Annotated in this window: 15 protein-coding genes; 5 read left to right on the forward strand and 10 right to left on the reverse strand. The window is 41.2% G+C overall.

The window, feature by feature from the left end:
• Positions 1-144 precede the first annotated feature (144 nt).
• From lon to AC1D0K_RS09700, 3 genes are all read left to right on the forward strand, one after another.
• Positions 145-2,619: an endopeptidase La gene (gene lon / locus AC1D0K_RS09690; protein ID WP_295720877.1), complete on the forward strand. Its 2,475-nt coding sequence runs from the start codon at positions 145-147 to the stop codon at positions 2,617-2,619.
• Between the two features lie 230 nt (positions 2,620-2,849).
• Positions 2,850-3,452: a hypothetical protein gene (locus AC1D0K_RS09695; RefSeq protein ID WP_477392812.1), complete on the forward strand. Its 603-nt coding sequence runs from the start codon at positions 2,850-2,852 to the stop codon at positions 3,450-3,452.
• A 143-nt stretch (positions 3,453-3,595) separates the two neighbouring features.
• Positions 3,596-4,549 carry a lipid A deacylase LpxR family protein gene (locus AC1D0K_RS09700; protein ID WP_477392810.1) on the forward strand — a complete coding sequence of 318 codons (954 nt, stop codon included), beginning with the start codon at positions 3,596-3,598 and terminating at the stop codon, positions 4,547-4,549.
• Positions 4,550-4,769: 220 nt separating this feature from the next.
• Here AC1D0K_RS09700 and arfB read toward each other — a convergent pair whose 3' ends face one another.
• Positions 4,770-5,180 carry an alternative ribosome rescue aminoacyl-tRNA hydrolase ArfB gene (gene arfB / locus AC1D0K_RS09705; RefSeq protein WP_477392808.1) on the reverse strand — a complete coding sequence of 137 codons (411 nt, stop codon included), beginning with the start codon at positions 5,178-5,180 and terminating at the stop codon, positions 4,770-4,772.
• Between the two features lie 130 nt (positions 5,181-5,310).
• On the opposite strand from arfB, the gene cmk reads away from it, so the two are divergent.
• Positions 5,311-5,988 (forward strand): (d)CMP kinase, encoded by a 678-nt coding sequence (gene cmk, locus AC1D0K_RS09710; RefSeq protein ID WP_477392806.1) that lies wholly within the window; start codon positions 5,311-5,313, stop codon positions 5,986-5,988.
• 40 nt (positions 5,989-6,028) lie between these two features.
• Here cmk and AC1D0K_RS09715 read toward each other — a convergent pair whose 3' ends face one another.
• Positions 6,029-6,499 carry a deoxycytidylate deaminase gene (locus AC1D0K_RS09715; protein ID WP_477392804.1) on the reverse strand — a complete coding sequence of 157 codons (471 nt, stop codon included), beginning with the start codon at positions 6,497-6,499 and terminating at the stop codon, positions 6,029-6,031.
• Positions 6,500-6,588: 89 nt separating this feature from the next.
• Positions 6,589-8,262, reverse strand: coding sequence for an MFS transporter (locus AC1D0K_RS09720; protein ID WP_295720883.1), 1,674 nt, complete (start codon positions 8,260-8,262; stop codon positions 6,589-6,591).
• Between the two features lie 167 nt (positions 8,263-8,429).
• Here AC1D0K_RS09720 and AC1D0K_RS09725 point away from each other — a divergent pair, with 167 nt between their 5' ends.
• Positions 8,430-9,086: a LysE family translocator gene (locus tag AC1D0K_RS09725; protein WP_295720884.1), complete on the forward strand. Its 657-nt coding sequence runs from the start codon at positions 8,430-8,432 to the stop codon at positions 9,084-9,086.
• Between the two features lie 265 nt (positions 9,087-9,351).
• Here the strand turns inward: AC1D0K_RS09725 and AC1D0K_RS09730 are convergent, their stop codons facing one another.
• From AC1D0K_RS09730 to nuoL, 7 genes are all read right to left on the reverse strand, one after another.
• A complete protein-coding gene (locus tag AC1D0K_RS09730) occupies positions 9,352-11,259 on the reverse strand; it encodes an amidophosphoribosyltransferase (protein WP_295720886.1) in 1,908 nt (635 codons plus the stop codon).
• 135 nt (positions 11,260-11,394) lie between these two features.
• Positions 11,395-11,760 carry a hypothetical protein gene (locus tag AC1D0K_RS09735; protein ID WP_477392801.1) on the reverse strand — a complete coding sequence of 122 codons (366 nt, stop codon included), beginning with the start codon at positions 11,758-11,760 and terminating at the stop codon, positions 11,395-11,397.
• Positions 11,761-11,898: 138 nt separating this feature from the next.
• Positions 11,899-12,525, reverse strand: coding sequence for an alpha-ketoglutarate-dependent dioxygenase AlkB family protein (locus tag AC1D0K_RS09740; RefSeq protein WP_477392799.1), 627 nt, complete (start codon positions 12,523-12,525; stop codon positions 11,899-11,901).
• Between the two features lie 263 nt (positions 12,526-12,788).
• Positions 12,789-14,096 (reverse strand): ammonium transporter, encoded by a 1,308-nt coding sequence (locus AC1D0K_RS09745; protein WP_295720889.1) that lies wholly within the window; start codon positions 14,094-14,096, stop codon positions 12,789-12,791.
• A gap of 107 nt (positions 14,097-14,203) precedes the next feature.
• Positions 14,204-15,703 carry an NADH-quinone oxidoreductase subunit N gene (locus AC1D0K_RS09750; RefSeq protein WP_477392797.1) on the reverse strand — a complete coding sequence of 500 codons (1,500 nt, stop codon included), beginning with the start codon at positions 15,701-15,703 and terminating at the stop codon, positions 14,204-14,206.
• Positions 15,704-15,707: 4 nt separating this feature from the next.
• Positions 15,708-17,312: a complex I subunit 4 family protein gene (locus AC1D0K_RS09755; RefSeq protein ID WP_295720891.1), complete on the reverse strand. Its 1,605-nt coding sequence runs from the start codon at positions 17,310-17,312 to the stop codon at positions 15,708-15,710.
• Positions 17,313-17,317: 5 nt separating this feature from the next.
• Positions 17,318-19,378, reverse strand: a complete 2,061-nt coding sequence (gene nuoL / locus AC1D0K_RS09760; protein ID WP_477394128.1) for an NADH-quinone oxidoreductase subunit L — start codon at positions 19,376-19,378, stop codon at positions 17,318-17,320.
• Positions 19,379-19,380: the final 2 nt, after the last annotated feature.

The following is a 19,380-nucleotide window of genomic DNA, read 5'->3' on the forward strand; positions in this document are numbered from 1 at the left end:
TGTTATTAATTAATACCATAACTTGGCACAGCTCTTGAAACATAGTGCTGCACAGGTTAAAATTATTATTTACCTGTATTTTATAAGCCTTATAATTTTATAGGCTGACAACTTGACGTTATTTTCTACAAAAAAATATAATTAATGAGTTTTGATCCATTCGATTTTAAAAACACCTTACCAGTTATAAACGAAGATTCTGAGTTTTTTCCACTTATGTCTACTGAGGATGAGGAGGAAATGAACAACGAACAACTGCCCGAAGTACTGGCCATATTGCCTTTGCGTAATACTGTGCTATTCCCTGGTGTAGTTATCCCAATAACGGTTGGCAGGGATAAGTCAATTAAACTGATTCGCGATGCCAATAAGGGCAATCGTATGATTGGGGTAGTTGCGCAACAGGATGTGGGGATTGAAGACCCCAACTTTAGTCAATTGAACAAAGTTGGAACTATTGCCCTCATCATTAAGATGCTGCAAATGCCTGATGGTAACACCACCGTTATACTACAAGGCAAAAAGCGTTTTGTATTAAAAGATGAAGTACAATCAGAACCTTATATAAAGGCTACAGTTGAGCCTTTTAAGGAAACCAAAATAAAAGAGGATAAAGAATTTAAAGCCATGGTGTCATCCATCAAGGATATGGCCATGAACATTATCCAGCTATCCCCTAATATACCAAGCGAAGCCGGCATTGCCATCCGTAACATCGAAAGTACTTCATTTTTGATCAATTTTATATCATCAAACATGAATGCCGATATGGCGGCCAAACAACGTTTGCTGGAAGTTGCCAGCCTTCGTGAAAGGATCAACCTTTTACTGGAGCACTTAACGCTTGATTTGCAAATGCTGGAACTTAAAAACCAGATCCAAAGCAAAGTACGTGTTGACCTGGATAAACAGCAAAGAGATTATTTTTTAAATCAACAGCTAAAAACCATACAGGAAGAACTGGGGGGCAGCTCTCCCGATCTGGAAATTGACAGCTTGCGTCAGCGTGCCATTAAAAAGAAATGGGCAAAAGAAGTTAAGGAGCATTTTACCAAAGAACTTGAAAAACTGGCGCGCACCAATCCTGCCGCTGCGGATTATTCGGTACAAATAAACTACCTGGAGCTATTGCTCGATCTGCCATGGAACGATTTCACTAAAGACAACTTCGATCTTAAACGTGCCCAAAAGGTTTTAGATAAAGATCATTTTGGTTTAGATAAAGTTAAGCAGCGTATTATTGAATACCTGGCTGTGCTTAAACTAAAGCATAACATGAAAGCCCCTATCCTTTGCCTGGTAGGCCCTCCGGGAGTAGGTAAAACTTCATTGGGTAAATCAATTGCTAAAGCATTAGGGCGCAAGTACGTACGTATGGCGCTGGGCGGTATCCGTGATGAGGCCGAAATAAGGGGGCACCGTAAAACTTACATTGGCGCTATGCCCGGCCGTATCATACAATCAATAAAAAAAGCAGGAGCCGCTAACCCGGTGTTTATTTTAGATGAGATAGATAAGGTAGGTAATGATTTCCGTGGCGATCCATCATCAGCTTTATTAGAGGTATTGGATCCGGAACAGAACAGTACTTTTTATGACCATTACGTTGAAATGGATTTTGACCTTTCCAACGTGATGTTCATCGCGACAGCAAACTCATTGAGCAGCATTCAGCCCGCCTTGTTAGACAGGATGGAGATCATCGAGGTAAACGGTTATACTATTGAAGAAAAAATAGAGATAGCCAAACAACACCTTGTACCAAAACAACGCGAGGCACACGGCTTAAAGCTTAAGGATGTAACTCTTAAAAATGATGTTTTAGAGAAGATTGTTGTTGATTATACCCGTGAGTCTGGTGTGCGTGCTTTGGAAAAAAAGATTGGTTCTGTTGTACGTGGCCTTGCTAAAAATATCGCATTAGAAGAACCCTACAACCCGGTAGTAAATAAAAAGGATGTAGAAAAAATTCTGGGTGCTCCTATTTATGACAAAGACTTATATGAGGGCAATGATGTGGCAGGCGTTGTAACAGGCCTGGCCTGGACATCAGTTGGTGGCGATATCTTATTCATTGAAGCAAGTTTAAGTCCCGGCAAGGGCCGCTTAACGCTTACTGGTAGCCTTGGCGATGTAATGAAGGAATCTGTTACCATTGCATTGGCCTATTTAAGAGCACATGCAAGTTACTTTGACATCAACCCCAAGCTGTTTGATCTATGGGATGTACACGTTCACGTACCGGCTGGCGCTACTCCTAAGGATGGCCCATCTGCAGGTATCACTATGCTTACTGCCTTGGTTTCGGCATTTACCCAGCGCAAAGTGAAACCAAACCTGGCCATGACCGGCGAGATTACGCTGCGCGGCAGGGTTTTAGCCGTGGGTGGTATTAAAGAGAAAATATTAGCTGCCAAGCGCGCCAATATCAAAGAGGTAATCCTTTGCAAATCCAACCAGAAAGATATCCTTGAGATTAAAGAAGATTATATAAAAGATTTAAATTTCCATTATATAACCGATATGCGCGAGGTGATTAAACTGGCCCTTTTGGATGAAAAAGTGAGTGAGCCACTGGATTTGACAGTTAAAGAAGAAGAAAAAGCTGTAGTAAGTTAAATATAGAAGGCACCTGAACGGTGCCTTTTTTGTTTCATGACAATGCCGGGCGATACCCTATCATGATTAGGAATTAACGCCTGGCTTCCGCCGGTTCAGGCAGTATTCTCCAAAGCATTTTATCCTTTGTACGCCGGTTTCGCAATCCTGAAAACATCTGTTTGAAACCTTTTGTAACCCATCAGCGTAATACGTGTTTGAATTGTATATTAATTCAATACACCTAAAGAATGAAGAAATTTTTTACACTAAACACTATTATCTTATCGCTGCTCTTATTATCCCGCTTTAGCTCCTCGGCTCAAATTGTAGAGCCCAACATGCAGGATACAGTTAAAAAGAAGGCACATCCCACGGCAACAAAGTCTGTTGTCATTGATTCTACCAAGGTTGAATCAACTGAACAAACTGGTAACAAAGCCCAGTCCGTTTATTTTGAAGTAGGCGGTCCCGGCCTCGCGCTTACCATTAATTATGATGCTCGTTTTGGTCACAGGCGCAATGGTTTTGGTTACCGGATTGGTGCGGGTTATTTCGCATCGGGCGGTAATAATGTATTTACTGTTCCAATACAAGTAAATTACCTGGCAGGTAATGGCTCTAGTTTGCTTGAGTTAGGCGCGGGCACTACCTTCTTAAACTCGTACGGAGACAACAAAGGCAAAACCTTCATTTTTGACAGGGTTACCGGCTTTATTGGTACAGCCACAATTGGTTACCGTTACCAGCCCCAACAAAAAGGAATTAATCTCAGAATTGGCTTCGTTCCGATATTTTATGACGAAGGCATTATAGCTGCAGGCGGTGTAAGCGTAGGTTATACCTTTAAATAATTTCATACAACCTCATCACATAAAAGGGTTTCCGGATGAATAAAAACTTCCGGCGACCCTTTTTTATTTTATATGCCCGGCAGCGGCTATTATAAATCAACTCAATTTTTTTATATTAGTCGCTGATATATTTTATACCCTAAATGTTAAATAAGCTATTTATAACACTGGTATGCCTGTTAGGTAGTATTGGTGTATTTGCCCAGACACGTGGCCACGAATTTGGGATACAATCAGACAACGACTCCTATTTGGGGCAGGGATCTGACAGGTATTACACCAACGGAATTTACTTTTATTACCGCCAGGCATTAAAAACCGGGGATGGCAGCAATCTTCAAAATAAAGTTATAGGGATTGAGTTAGGGCAGAAAATGTTTAATGCGCAATCTGGTTATGTACGCGATGCTAATGATGTAGACAGGCCTTTTGCCGCATATAGTTATTTGGGTACAACCCTTAATTTATTATACAAAAACGAAAGCACCCTTAAATTAGGTGCACAGCTCGGCTTAGTTGGCCCGGCAGCAGGTGGCGAACCCGTTCAAAAGCTAATCCACAATACATTTGGTTTTTATACATTAAACGGCTGGCAATACCAGATCAAAAATGATGTTGAGCTCAACCTATCTGCCGAATACAATAAATTGCTGGCCCGTGCATCATGGGTTGATTTAAGCCTGGCCAGTTACGCCAATTTAGGTACCGGTTTTACAGGTGCAGGCGCAGGCCCCTTGATCCGATTGGGTAATTTTAACCAGTTATTTAATTCGGTAAGTACACAAAGTACCGTTTCGGCAACTGAGCAAAAAGGTTTATTGCATAAACACGAAATATTTTTTTACTACAAACCACAGGCAAACGCGGTTGTTTACGATGCAACCATACAGGGTGGGCTGTTCAGCAATAACAATTCAAACAGCCAGGAAATAACAAAACCTAAAAACTCTTTTGTATTTAGCCAACAGGTTGGTGTGGCTTTTAGTACCAGCCGTTTTACATTTGATGTGGCTGCTATTTTCCATACCCGCGAAGTAAAAACAATGCATCAATCTCACCAATGGGCGGCTGTAACCGGAGTGTATAGATTTAAATAGTAGATGTGCAGATTTAAAAAGTTGATGTGCAGATTTCAAATGTGCAGATATGCAGATGATTGTCTGAACCGGGATTAAACAGATTTTTAGGATATTAATTTTGCAGTATCCGGGCATCGATGGGGTCCCCTACCTGAATTCCCATACTGGTAAACGAATGATCAAATTGAAAAATCATCTGCACATCTAAAATTTGAAATCTGCACATCTAAAAGCATCATTAATCATCATGATCAGTTCGCCGGTTTTCCTTTTTCACTGATTGTTTCTTTTTACTAGCTAAACGGGCCGCTTTAGCGGCTTTACTTACTTTGGTGGGCTTACGCACCTTTTGTACCTGTAATGCCCGCCCCAGGAGCGCTATTAGCCTTTCAATGGCTTTTTCTTTATTGAGATACTGACTGCGTTCCTCATCACAAATTACCTGCACAAGGCCATCCTTATTGAGCCTGTTTTGTAACTTATCGGCAAGCAACAATTTTTCCTCATCAGTAAACAGTTCAGAACCGGCCACATCAAACAAAAGTTCTACCTTGCTTGATACCTTGTTTACGTTTTGTCCTCCTTTTCCACCGCTTCTTGATGTTTTATAGGTAATTACTTTTTGCAGATCGGCTTTATTCAGATTCATTTTTCAAAAGTAGTGTTTTTGGTGAATGGTTAAGTAGTTGATTGGATTATGTAAATCCAACTTTATCAACGGCTCATTAATCAACTTAATCGTCCAATCAACAACAATAATTTGTACTTTAGCGGCTCTTATGAACAACAATATCGTAGTAGCAATTGATGGTTATTCATCTTGCGGCAAAAGCACTTTAGCAAAAGCTTTGGCAAAAAAACTTCATTTTATTTATGTAGATAGCGGTGCAATGTACCGTGCAGTGGCACTATACTTTTTGCGTAATAATATTGATTTGCAAGACCATGATAAAATTGCGGAAGCATTGAAAAACATCCACCTTAGTTTTCATTCGCGCGATTACCAAAGTCATATTACACTTAATGATGAGGAAGTATCTGATGAAATCAGGCAGATGCATGTAGCCGACAAAGTAAGTGCTATAGCTGCCCTACATGAAGTACGTGTTGCCATGGTTAAGCAACAGCAACGTTTGGGCAAATCAAAAAACATTGTTATGGATGGCCGCGATATTGGCACCGTTGTATTCCCAAATGCGCAGATAAAACTATTTATGACGGCAGATCCTAAAATACGCGCCGAGAGACGTTATAAGGAGCTTTTGCCTACAAACCCCAATATAACTTTAGAAGAGGTATTTGATAATCTTGCACACCGAGATTACCAGGATACCACCCGCGAGGAAAGCCCCCTGGTACGCGCCCACGACGCTATTATTTTAGATAATACCGATCTTAGTCCCGACGAGCAATTACTATTTGCACTGAGCCGTATCGAGCCTTTTTTAACTGATTAACGGAATTATAGAATTTTAATATTCTGTTCCGTATCGCTTATTATTCTAATGCTGATTTTAAACCACCCATCTTTACGGTGTTTACCCCAAACCGATTTAAAAAATCAACACCCTCATCGCTTTGCAGGCCCTTGTATTCGGCATATGATTTATCAAAATAAACCTGTGTTATACCGGCCGAAAAAATAAGCCTTGCACAAGCTATACACGGCGATAGCGTAGTATACAATGTAGCACCCTCAAGCCTGGCTCCGTTTTTTACAGCATACAGTATGGCATTTTCTTCGGCATGCAGCGCAAGGGAGCAACTCCCTTTTGAATCACGGGCGCATCCTTTTTCCGGCCACTCCTCATCGCAGTTATGCGTGCCCGCTGGTGGCCCGTTATAGCCTATGGATATAATACGGGTATCCCGGGTTAAAACGGCTCCTACATGGGCTTTAACGCAGTGTGAGCGCTTAGCCAGGTCGTTTGCCAGGTTCATAAAAATTGAATCGAAGCTTGGTTTCATAATAAAAGCAATTAGGCCATAAATATTATTGGGCCATTACTTCATTTTTAAATGACTTAATGGCCCAATAACTTAATGTGTGAAAAATATTAGTGCCCTGCGGCTACTTCAACATGGTCAAGATCGATACCTTGGTGGCGTAGTTCACGGCTTACCTTCCATGCAAAATAAGCAAGATATGCAAAGCCTATTACGGGTACTATATAAGAGAAGTGAATACCACTCATACCAGCAATAACATTGTTACTGCCATCGGCAACTTTACCCTGTAATGGAGGTATGATAGATCCACCAAGGATCATCATAATTAAGAAAGCGGAACCCTGACTGGTATATTTTCCCAAACCAGTAATTGATAAAGAGAAAATTGAAGGCCACATAATAGAGCAGCATAAGCCTCCACTGATAAAAGAAAATGTAGCAACTTTACCCGTAGTTGCAAGACCGGTTAACATAAAGGCCACACCCAATAAGCCCAAAACAGCCAATGTGCGGGTAGGTTTTTGCTTCCCTATGAAAAATGCTACGATAAGAATACCAACGCATGCGGCATAGCCGTAAAGGTTGCTCACATTTACACCAGTAGCAGCGTTTACCAGCAATACGATACCAAAGGCCACAAATGGTACAAGGATATACAATATATATTTAACAGTTTTTGAAAGATTAAATGCGCCTATTGCACCTGCAAAACGGCCAATCATTAAACTACCCCAATACAAAGAAATGTATGGTGCAATATCCGATTCATGATAGGAACCAAATTCCGGCGTTTTTAATAAAGAGCCCATATTACTTTGAATAGTTACCTCGGTACCTACATAAGTAAATATAGCAAGCATACCTAAAATCAATTGAGGATACTGCATGGCACCCCAGCCTTCCTTATTTCTTTTGGCAGCAAATATGGTACCTACCAACGTAAGCACAATAATTGCCAGGGATGCATAAACAAAATACTGACTCTTTACGATATCAACTATCTTCGTTGCGTCAGAAGATAATAACTTGTTAAGATAAGCGCTTAATGGATCGGCCGCCAGGATTAACAAGAAGGCCAAAAACATAATTAAAAGCGGAGTATTCGCCTTACTGCTTGACTCTATTTTTTCGTCGCTGGTAACCTTTGGTAAATTAGAGAACCAGAAGAATATAGCAACTGCAATAAATAAACCAGCAAGCATGTAATAAAGGTTGTTTACTGATGATATCTGAACATCTTTCGCGTCTATTTTAGCTGAAGCCGAACCGAATAAAATAATACCAACAACTACCGGACCTAACAAACCACCTATATTATTGATGCTACCTGCAAAATTCAAACGGTTTGAACCAGTTTCTGGCGGACCTAAAGCAACCACGAAAGGATTTGCCGCTGTTTGTTGAAGTGAAAAGCCTATGGCTATAATAAAAAATACTGTTAATATTAAACCAAATGAACCCGACGCTATTGCAGGGATCATACCTATAGCTCCAAGTGCCGAAACTATCAAGCCCAATATGATACCATTTTTATAACCCATTTTATTCATGATATCAATCTTGCTGATAGATGAAGCAAAATACAGGATCAATGAACCAATGAAATAACCACCATAGAATGTAAAATCAATCAACTGGGATTCAAATTGAGTTAGATGAAAATGTTCTTTACAAAAAGGTATAAATACGCCATTTGAAGCGGCTAAAAAGCCCCAGAAGAAAAATACAGTGATCAGCGTATAAAGTGCCGAGCTGTAACTTTTAGCATTGTTTTGTTCCATTTTTAAATAGGGTTATACAGAATAGATTTTGAATGGATAAACATAATTGATTTTTTGTAAAACTGGCTATATTATTTTTAATTAAATAAATCACAATTTTAAGTTTCGTTGTTTAAAAGATAAAATTGCATATTCGCAGTGTTCAAAAATGAACATAGCCTAAATTAATGATAGAAGCCATTATTTCGGGAATTGGGTTTGGATTAGTGTTGACGTTTATTACTGGCCCGGTCTTTTTTGCTCTTATAAAAACCAGCATTGAAAAAGGTTTTCATGCAGGTTTCGCCCTTGCCCTCGGTGTAGTATGCAGCGATGTGGTTTTTGTAGGTGGTATATTATTCGGTTCTCAATATGTAGATATATCTGAGCATACCAAAACTATAGCCGGGATAGGTGGTGCTGTCATCCTGTTTTCGGTAGGTGTTTATTATATGTTCAAAAAAGCCGAGATTAATTACGGCAACAAAGTACCATCGGGGATTGATAAAGCAGGTTACTTTTTTAAGGGCTTCCTGATGTGTATTTTTAACCCTACCCTATTAATACACTGGACGGTAGTTATAGGTGCTGCCAGTACTACATTTCACGTTGGTGCGCCTCATCGGTCATTCCACATCGCAATCATGTTTTTAACTATCCTTACCGTACAGTTTGGCATGGATACTACTAAAGCTTTTTATGCCAACAAACTTCGGGATAAGATCTCTGTGAAGCTGGTACATCGCCTTAATGAATTAGCAGGTATTGCCCTCATTATAGCATCATTAGTATTGATTGACAAACTGGTAACTCATTTTATTTTCGCCGCACCGTCGGCATCCTAATCTGTTGCTCGATGTTAGTTGCCGGTAGCGGGAACCTCAGTTACTAAAAATATCCTTGAACTCTTATCGGTTGCTAAACGGCTCGAAACCAATATTTTTGATATCCATGGAGATAATATATCGTTTTAACTCCTTATAGTTACTATGATAAAACATGGGAAGCTTAGCAACTCTCCTATTTATAACTTCCTCCTTCAAACAAAAAAGGCGATGAACCTAAATCCACCGCCTTGTATTTTTACTCCCAATTTAGGGACTATAACTTTTACATATAAGCTCTTTGATTCTTACCTTCCATCCAGTTAACAAAAGCACGATTAACTACTTTGTTACCACCCGGGGTTGGATAATCACCGCTAAAATACCAGTCGCCTGTATGATCAGGGCAGGCAATATGCAGGTTATCTAAGGTTTGGTAAATCACCTCAACCTTACATTTTATTTCTTTTGGAGTAATGATCTGTGCTATACGGTCAGATACCTGCTGATCGGTAAACAGTTCATATATCGCCTTAACATGGTTTTGAACCTTCTCTTTAGGCAACTTAATGCTATCCTTACATTTCTGGTAAACGTCAAGAATAATATCTTCCCTGCCCATTTCCTTTAACAGGCTGATGGCGGCTTCAAAAGCAACAAACTCTCCCATGCGTGACATATCAATACCATAGCAATCCGGATAACGGATCTGCGGGGCAGATGATACAACAACAACCTTTGTAGGCCCAAGTCTATCCAGAATTTTCAGGATGCTTTGTTTAAGTGTAGTACCCCTTACAATGGAATCATCAAGCACAACCAATGTATCTGAACCCTTTTTTATCAAACCATATGTGGTATCATAAACGTGGGCAACCATTTCACTACGGTCTGCATCCTGGGTAATAAAGGTACGCAGCTTAACATCCTTAATGGCAATTTTCTCCACTCTTGGCGCAAGCTGTAATACTTCGGTTAACTCCTCTTCACTTATCTTGTCCTCACGGTTCAGTAGCCTGTCTCGCTGGTATTTTTTAACGTATTTATGTACACCTTCAACCATGCCATAAAAAGCAACCTCGGCTGTGTTAGGGATGTAGGAAAATACGGTGTTTTTAATATCATGGTTAACCGCGTTCAATATCTGCGGGCATAGTAACCTGCCTAATTGCTTACGCTCACGGTAGATGGATGCATCGCTGCCACGTGAAAAGTAGATCCGCTCAAATGAGCAGGCTTTCTTTTCTTTTGGCTCGCTAAACATATCCTCGGTTATCTTACCGTTCTTTTTAACGATAAGCGCATGACCTGGTTTTATCTCCCTGATTTCCTCGATGGGAATATTAAACGCTGTTTGGATAGCAGGGCGCTCTGAAGCGGCAACAACTATCTCATCATTGTAATAATAAAACGCAGGCCTGATACCAACCGGATCGCGCATCACAAAGGCATCTCCATGGCCCAATATCCCCGCAATGGTATAACCACCATCCCAGTTTTTGGCCGATTTGCGAAGAATTTTGGCAACATCCATATCATTGGCTATCAGCTTGCTGATCTCCATGTTATCGTCCAAACCTTCGCGCTTGTACTGGTCAAACAACCCCTGGTTCTCGGTATCAATAAAGTGGCCCATTTTTTCGAGCACTGTAATGGTATCGGCTTGTTCCTTAGGGTGCTGCCCCAGGTCATAAAGCTGCTGCAATAACTCATCAACATTAGTCATGTTAAAGTTACCTGCAATAACCAAATTCCTGGTTTGCCAATTGTTCTGCCTCAGGAACGGGTGGCAGCTTTCAATGCTGTTTTTACCGTGGGTACCATATCGCAGGTGCCCCAATAAAACTTCGCCTGTAAAGCTCACATGTTCCTTCAGCCATTCGGCATCAAGCATTTTTTCGGGAGTTTCTTTCTGAATATCCGCGAATTTCTTCTGGATGTATTCAAAGATATCAGCAACGGCATTTGAAGCCATTGATCGGTGCCGACTGATGTACCGCTTGCCCGGGGCAATATCTAATTTAATGGTTGCAACACCAGCGCCATCCTGGCCGCGGTTATGTTGTTTCTCCATTAAAAGGTAAAGCTTGTTCAGGCCGTACAGCGCAGTTCCGTACTTTTTCTGATAATAAGATAGTGGCTTTAATAAGCGGATAAATGCCACACCGCATTCATGTTTAATCTGATCGCTCATGATTCGGGATGAGGCTGCAAAGGTATCATTTTTAATGGATTTTTGGTAACATCATTTGTCATTAATATAACATGATTTAAAGATGGGCCGATTTCAAATTTCAGTTATACCGGTTTCAAATGTGCAGATGCTGTATTATACTTTTTGACCAGCATAAAAAGACTGTGTAACTTCAATTAATCCCACTATATGGTCATTAAACTCTTCCAGTTCTTCTGCAGGCACCCAAAGTTCATCGTGAATACGGCCCCCAACATTTTGCACCTGGTATCGTTTCAAAAAGTCAACCGGTAAACTAAACCTGGTTACAAAGCCCGAACCTGAAGCTGGCACATTCCAATCGTGCGCTATCTGAATAGCATAAGCCTCATTCATTACAGGATAAAAAATAGGCTGCTCAGCTAATCGTTTGGGAAATCTTTTAAAACCTGATTCTTCTATCAACTTTAATTCCTTTGGTCCAACAGGACGCCATAATGTTATAAGTTCATTGGTTTGCACGAAGCTAATCTAAGGATTTTGTCTGAATGAAAAATTCCAATACCCTAAACACCATTCTGCTAATTTAAAAATTCCGTAAATTCTGATTTGACACCCCATCTACACATCTGCACATCTGCACATTCACCATCTGCACATCTAAAACTTAATATCCCTAAATGTAATGTTTATTCGCGGGCCAGGCTGTTTGGCAGTTTTAGGTACCTGGTGCAGCCAGTTGTGCTGGGTAGCGCCCTGCATAATAAGCAAGCTTCCGTTATTTAAGGCAACAGATACTTTGGCGTTTTTTTGGAGTTTATGTTTAAATTGAAAAGTTCGCGTTGCTCCAAATGAGGCCGAGGCAATAACCGGGTTTCCGCTTAACTCCCGTTCATCGTCGCTGTGCCAGCCCATACTATCCTCGCCGTTGCGGTAATAATTAAGCAGGGCCGAGTTAAATTGTTTGTCGCAAAGCTGCTCGGCAGCCACCTTTATCATTTTCAGCAAAGGGGTAAATGGGATTGGAATATTCACCACGCCAGAGTAAGTATAAGTTTGCCCGTTATCGGCATACCAGGAAGTGAGCCGGGGAAAGTTCACCATTTTGCCATGAATCTTCATTTTATCCTGCTTCCAAAGAATGGTATGTTTCAGCTGTTCAAATAACTCGTAAACACCATCTTCCTCATAAAAATTGGGATACAGATAGGCCTCGCCATCAAACGGCAAAATATTTTGACGGCCGGTATCAAATATCCCTAACTGATTATCTGCAAAAAAATCCATTTTTAAAAAAGAGTCACAATTCAAGACCTCGAAAACAAGACAAAAGAAAAATTGACATACTGCTTGTCCCCATTTAAAAATTAGACAAAAGAAAATGAAAACTGTTTAACCTTATACCAAAACTCATCACATTTTTTTTCGCCGGCCTTTCGTCCGAACATCTTCTGTCCTTTCATCCTTACTCCTTACTCTCCTTTTTGGCAAAAAAAAATCCGGCTTCTCAGCCGGACCTTAGGTTTATTGATTTGGTTTGAAATTCATGATTAAAGTTTTTCGCCGTGCTGACTGATATCCAGCCCAAGCACCTCATCTTCTGCCGATACCCTCAATGGTGATATCATATCTGTTATTTTTAACAATAAAAGAGAGCCGAAGAACGAAAATATAGATACCCCGATAAGCGCGATAAGCTGCACCAAAAACAGATGCGTTTCGCCAAAAAAGAGGCCGTTACCCGTAGTATTGCCTGCATTTACATGCTGATTGGCAAAAACACCGGTAAGTAACATACCTACCATACCACCTACACCATGGCAAGGGAATACATCCAGTGTATCATCAATGGTGGTGCGCGTACGCCACTCCACAACCAGGTTACTCACCACGGCTGATATGATACCTATCGCCAGCGAATGTGGTACTGTTACATAGCCTGCTGCCGGAGTAATAGCTACCAAGCCTACTACGGCGCCGATACAGGTACCCATAGCAGATGGCTTACGGCCACGCAACATATCAAAAAATATCCAGGTGATACCACCCGCAGCTGATGCCGTTGTGCTTGTGGCCAGTGCAGTTACAGCCAAAGCGTTTGCACCAAAAGCTGAGCCTGCATTAAACCCAAACCACCCAAACCATAAAAGCCCTGTACCGATCATCACATAAGTGATACGGGCAGGTGAATGGTTGGCTTCGTTACGACGTTTTAAGTATAAGGCAGAGGCTAAAGCAGCCCATCCGGCCGACATGTGCACCACAGTTCCACCGGCAAAATCAAGCACACCCAATTTGGCCAAAATACCATCAGGATGCCAGGTACAATGTGCCAATGGCGAGAATATAAAGATGGAGAACAATACAAGAAAAATGATATAAGAGTTAAAACGGATCCGCTCGGCAAAAGCACCTGTAATAAGCGCAGGGGTTATTATCGCGAATTTTAACTGGTACATGGCAAATAAGAGCAAAGGAATAGTGGGAGCCGCTTTCCAGGTTGCATTGCCCAGCATGCCTTTCATCATGAAATAAGTCATCGGGTTACCTATAAAGCCATGAAAGCTCTCGCCAAAGGCCAAACTAAAACCAAATATGCCCCATAAAACAGTGATGATAACCATACAAACAATACTTTGCAGCATGGTGGAGATAACGTTCTTTTTGTTAACCATACCGCCGTAAAAAAAGGCAAGGCCCGGCGTCATGATCAAAACAAGCGCGGTTGACATCAGCATCCAGGCAATATCACCTGTATTAAAATGAGGATCCCCGGAATTCTTAAACTCAACAGATGGAAAAATAAATGTTAGCGTTAGAATTATAAGTATAATTAAGAAAGGAATATACCGCTTCATGCAAAAATTATAGAACTGATTTTAAAACGGCCTGAAATTAATACTTTTTGCTTAATAAAACGAAGTTAATGTTAATTTTTTATTAAATAGACAATAAAAAATCGTCATTATAGATACTTAAGCACAAAATCAGGAAAAATACCCAACAAAATCAGCACAAAACTTATAATTACAGCCAAAACCAATAAATTATAGGATTTTTTATATACAATATCCTGATTTTCTGATCGTTTTAAAAATAAATTCAGGGGGATTTTTATATAGTAAAACAAGGAGACAACTGTAGTTAAAGCTCCGGTAGCCATCAGCAGCATCAACCAGATACTATGGGTTTGCTGATAAACACTATACACTGCCGAAAACACAAATATTTTACCTGTAAACCCTGCAGAAACAGGCAAGCCCGTTAGCGATATCAGTATAATGGTAAAACAAACAGATGCTATTGGATATTTTAAACCAAGTCCTTTATAATCATCTAAACCTTCTGCATTGGCAACGTTGCTAAAGTATGAGGCCAGTGCTAACGCGCCAATATTTGCCAGGGCGTAAACCAGCAGGTAATAAGTTAATGCAGATAAGCCCTGAAGGTTAAGGATTACTACGGCCATCAAAGCAAAACCGGTATGCCCTATGCTGGAGTATGCCAGCATCCGTTTAATATTGGTTTGCATTACCGCCGCAAAGTTACCGGCTATCATGGTGATAACACCAACAATGGATAATACAATTCCCAGATCAAAACCTATTCCATTACTCCAAACCATTAAAGGCGCCAAAAAATTAACCAGTAAGGCAAAAGCCGCAATTTTGGGCAGGGTTGACAGGTAAGCAGTAACCGGGGTTGGCGCTCCCTCATATACGTCAGGCACCCAAAAATGCACTGGAACAAAAGAGAGTTTAAAGCCTATGCCTACCAGTACCAATATCACAGCAAAGATGGCGCTTATTGGATTAACCTTTGCAAGCCCGATAATGGTTGACTGAAAAACAATATCCAGCGAGCCGCTAAACCCATAAAGTAACGAGATGCCATACAACATAATAGCCGAAGATGCTGCCCCGAACAATACGTATTTTAACCCAGCCTCGGTACTGAAAGCGTTTTCTGAACGATAAGCTACCATCAGGTATGATGCGATAGAAACCATCTCGATAGCGAGGTAAATCGACAAGAGGTTTACAGCCATCACCATTAAATGTAAACCCAGTATAGAAGCTATAGTTATGGAATAAAGATCTGACAATCCTTTTTGATGCGAGTTTAGTTTTTCATCCCATGTAAAATACAACAACAGTATAAATGCCAGTAAATCAATCACCAGTTTAAACAATATACCACTGCGACTGAGCAGCAGCATATTGCTGAATATAAAATGCTGCCCATCTAATATCAATGCAAACTGCTGCAGATCTTTGAATATCACCACCAGGATACCTGCGCAAGCTACGGTACGGCAAAGGCCGGCTGATCTTTTACCAAATAACACATCGGTTATCATAACCACCAGGAACAGCAGGGCCAGGAAAGCCTCGGGTATAAAATAGGTTATACTCCCAAAAACTTCGGTTAACTGTTCGGATATGTGCGGTAGCAGGTCGTGCATTATTTTATTTAGCTTGTAAAAATTGTATCAATGCCAGTACCGAATCATTGATCTTATCAAAAACCAATGATGGCATAATACCCAATACCAGGGCTATTAATGCCAGTGGTGCAAGTGTTAGCTTTTCGCGCAGGTTCAAATCGGTAAGGGCGGTTTTCCAAACACTGCCGCCTTTTAATGATTGCTGCCCAAAAAACATGCGCTGCAATGTCCATAAGAAATAAGCGGCGCTTAAAAATATTCCTAATGTACCACAAACCGCCATCCAATAAGGTAACAAGCCATTAACCGCATGTGATTTGAATACCCCGGCTAAAGTAAACGCCTCGGCCACAAATGCCGAGAAACCAGGCAAACCCAGTGATGCAAAAAATGCGATCATTACAAAGGCGGTATATTTTGGCATCAGCGTACCTAATCCGCGGAAATGGTAAATATCCCTGTCATGTACCCGGTTGTAGATAACCCCCACCAGGAAGAACAGCATGGTTGATAAAAACCCATGACTTACCATTTGCATCACCGAACCACTGATACCTTCGGCTGTTTGCGAAGCAATGCCCAGTAGTACAAACCCCATGTGTGATACGGAGGAATAAGCGATCATCCGTTTCAAATCCCGTTGTGCCAAAGCGTTAAAGGCACCATATAAAATAGAGATCACCCCAAGCAATCCAAGCCAGAACGCATGAGTTGTGGCCACATCAGGGAAAATCCCCATACAGATACGGATGATACCGTAACCGCCTATTTTGAGCAGGATACCAGCCAGTATAATAGATACAGGTGTTGGCGCTTCCACGTGTGCATCTGGCAGCCAGGTATGTAATGGCACTACAGGCACCTTAATAGCAAACGCGATGAACAGCACCACAAAACCAACCGTACGTGCAGGCATACCCAATATGGTTTGATGCCCCGCTAAAGAGAATACCGACTGTGCGCTGTAATTGGCCGGGTTCATCATTTGTACGATGTTGAAGGTATGGTTACCGGTGGCAGGGTCTGTAACGGATAGGTATAACCCAACCATCACCAGCAGCATAAATACCGAACCAAACAATGTATAAAGGAAAAACTTAATGGCCGCATATTCCCTGCGCGCGCCACCCCACATCCCGATAAGGAAATATAGGGGTAACAGCATCAGTTCATAAAACATATAGAACAGGAAGAAATCTAAAGCGCAAAACACCCCGATAACGGCCATATCCAGCAATAAAAACAAGAGGAAGAACCCCTTTAAATTACTCTTGATCTCCCATGAGGCCAAAGAAGCGATCACCAGTACCAGCGAGGTCATGACCAATAAGGTAATGGAGATACCATCGATCCCTACAAAATAATCTATCTGCATTTTGCCCATGCTGCCCAGGTTAAGGCCTATCCAGGGTAGTTTTTGGACAAACTGAAACTGCTCTTCATGGTTAATACCGCCATGGCCTGCGCCTGTTTTAAAGTTAAGGTATATCCAGATACTAATACCCAATTGTACCAACGTAGCAAGCAGCGTGATATATTTAAAACTGTTCCTCATGGATGAGGGCAGCAGCATGATGATAAAGCCAAACAGTACAGGTATAAATATGAGTAAGGTTAATATATTCATCAGGTTTATATCAGTATTTTTAAAATAAACAGCAACAGTACAATCACCAGCATGCTAAACAAATAGTATTGCACTTTGCCGGTTTGAAACTTACGTGCAAAATTGCCAATACTTTGCACAATGGCTGCTATTAAATGCAAAAAGTCATCTACAATATATTTATCGGCCCAGGCGGTTAACCGCGCAGCATAACCGCTTAATTTAGTTAGCAAATGGATAAGTCCATCAATAACATTTTTATCAAACCAAAAACAGGCTTTGCCAAAACCAAGTACCGGTTTTACAAAAACACGTTTGTATATTTTATCAATATACCATTGGTTGTAGGATAGCCGGTATAAAAACCCGGTTTGTGAAAAAGCAAAGCTATTTTGTTTTACGTAGATAGCATAGGCCAGGTATAACACCACCAGGCTTATCACATTTACCAATACCGGGATAATCAAGTGATAAACGCTCTCGAACTTAGTTATTCGCGAAATATTCAAGCCTTTAAATAACCAGCCCTGCTCGTAGGAGAATGGATTAAAGGAAAATAAGGGAAATAAACAGCAAACTGCTAAGAACGCCAAAGGTAATTTGTACTGCCAGCCACCATCAGTCAGGTGTAGTTTTAGTTTTGGGTGGATGTTGAGCAGCCTGAGATCTCCAAAGAAAACTTTGAAGATGAGCCTGGCCACGTAGAAGGCGGTTAGCCAGCTGGTGATCAATGCCGTTACCGGGATTATTTTAAGCCATACGCTTTTGCCTTCGCTCCATTCAAATGCCTGGATCAGTATGCCATCTTTTGAAAGATAGCCAGATGTTAATGGTAAACCAACCAATGCCAAACCGCCAATAATAGCCGCGATAAAGGTAAGGGGCAGCCGTTTGCGCAAACCACCCATATACAAAATATTCTGCGGATCAATATCGAGGTCATTATCCTCCTTAATGTGTTGCATTTGGTGAATAACAATACCAGCCACCAAAAACAACAAACATTTAAAAAACGCGTGCGTAGCCAAATGGAAAAGCGATGAGGCATATGCCCCTACTCCCATTGCCAGTATCATGAACCCTAATTGCGATATGGTAGAATAAGCCAGGATGCGTTTCAGGTCATTTTGTGTAAGGGCGATAGTAGCCGCCATAAACGCGGTAAAGCAACCAATGCAGGCCAGTGTGGTAAGCTCTGTTTCGGTGAACATGGGGTAAACCCTGCCTAATAAAAACACACCCGCGGCAACCATGGTAGCAGCGTGAATAAGAGCTGACACAGAGGTAGGCCCCTCCATAGCATCCGGTAGCCAGGTATGCAGCGGAAACTGAGCGGATTTGGCTGCAACAGCTAAAAAGATACCTGCGCAGGCAATATATTGCCAGATGGCGGGCAGCTGCCCGGTTGGCGCAATCCATAACCCATTATTTACAACTGATTGGGCTATTAATCCCTTATTGGCAAATAGCGTTAAAATATCAAAAGTATGGAATTGGGTAAACAGGATGATAATAGCACTTAGTAAACCAATATCACCCACACGATTCATGATAAAGGCCTTTTTATTGGCCTGCACCGCCTTATCCTTAGTAAACCAGAAACCAATAAGCAGGTACGACGAAAAGCCCACCAACTCCCAAAAAGCATAAAACAATACCAGGTTATCAACCACCACCAAAGCCAGCATGCTGAAACAAAAGAAGCTGAGGTAAGTAAAATACCTGCTGTACCGCTCATCATACTTCATGTAAGCAGTTGAATAAATATGCACCGGTAAAGCTATAACCGATACCAGCAACAGCATCAATGCCGAAAGATTATTCAATAATATCCCCGCATAAACCTTTGTTTGCCCAATAGTAAACCAAATATGTTGATGATGTATTTGATGATTATTCCATATGCCGGCAAATACCTTTGCTGCCAAAACACAGCTTGCCAAAATACCCAATGTTGATACCCAGCCCGAAGCCTTACTTTTAACCGGAAGGCAAAAGTTTATCAAAGCGGCAAGCAGCGGCAATGCCACAGCTGCGAGGGTGCAGGTGATAAGAACAGTGTCGATATGGGATAGGGTGTTGTTCAAGT

It is taken from the genome of Mucilaginibacter sp. P1_A3 (assembly GCF_056406855.1).

Bases quoted from the DNA above. Each gene is read 5' to 3' on its own strand.
- lon (WP_295720877.1), top strand. From the start codon at position 145: ATGAGTTTTGATCCATTCGATTTTAAAAACACCTTACCAGTTATAAAC.
- AC1D0K_RS09750 (WP_477392797.1), bottom strand. From the start codon at position 15,703: ATGCACGACCTGCTACCGCACATATCCGAACAGTTAACCGAAGTTTTT.
- AC1D0K_RS09745 (WP_295720889.1), bottom strand. From the start codon at position 14,096: ATGAAGCGGTATATTCCTTTCTTAATTATACTTATAATTCTAACGCTA.
- AC1D0K_RS09725 (WP_295720884.1), top strand. From the start codon at position 8,430: ATGATAGAAGCCATTATTTCGGGAATTGGGTTTGGATTAGTGTTGACG.
- arfB (WP_477392808.1), bottom strand. From the start codon at position 5,180: ATGAATCTGAATAAAGCCGATCTGCAAAAAGTAATTACCTATAAAACA.
- AC1D0K_RS09695 (WP_477392812.1), top strand. From the start codon at position 2,850: ATGAAGAAATTTTTTACACTAAACACTATTATCTTATCGCTGCTCTTA.
- AC1D0K_RS09720 (WP_295720883.1), bottom strand. From the start codon at position 8,262: ATGGAACAAAACAATGCTAAAAGTTACAGCTCGGCACTTTATACGCTG.
- AC1D0K_RS09715 (WP_477392804.1), bottom strand. From the start codon at position 6,499: ATGAAACCAAGCTTCGATTCAATTTTTATGAACCTGGCAAACGACCTG.
- AC1D0K_RS09730 (WP_295720886.1), bottom strand. From the start codon at position 11,259: ATGAGCGATCAGATTAAACATGAATGCGGTGTGGCATTTATCCGCTTA.
- AC1D0K_RS09755 (WP_295720891.1), bottom strand. From the start codon at position 17,312: ATGAATATATTAACCTTACTCATATTTATACCTGTACTGTTTGGCTTT.
- AC1D0K_RS09700 (WP_477392810.1), top strand. From the start codon at position 3,596: ATGTTAAATAAGCTATTTATAACACTGGTATGCCTGTTAGGTAGTATT.
- AC1D0K_RS09740 (WP_477392799.1), bottom strand. From the start codon at position 12,525: ATGGATTTTTTTGCAGATAATCAGTTAGGGATATTTGATACCGGCCGT.
- cmk (WP_477392806.1), top strand. From the start codon at position 5,311: ATGAACAACAATATCGTAGTAGCAATTGATGGTTATTCATCTTGCGGC.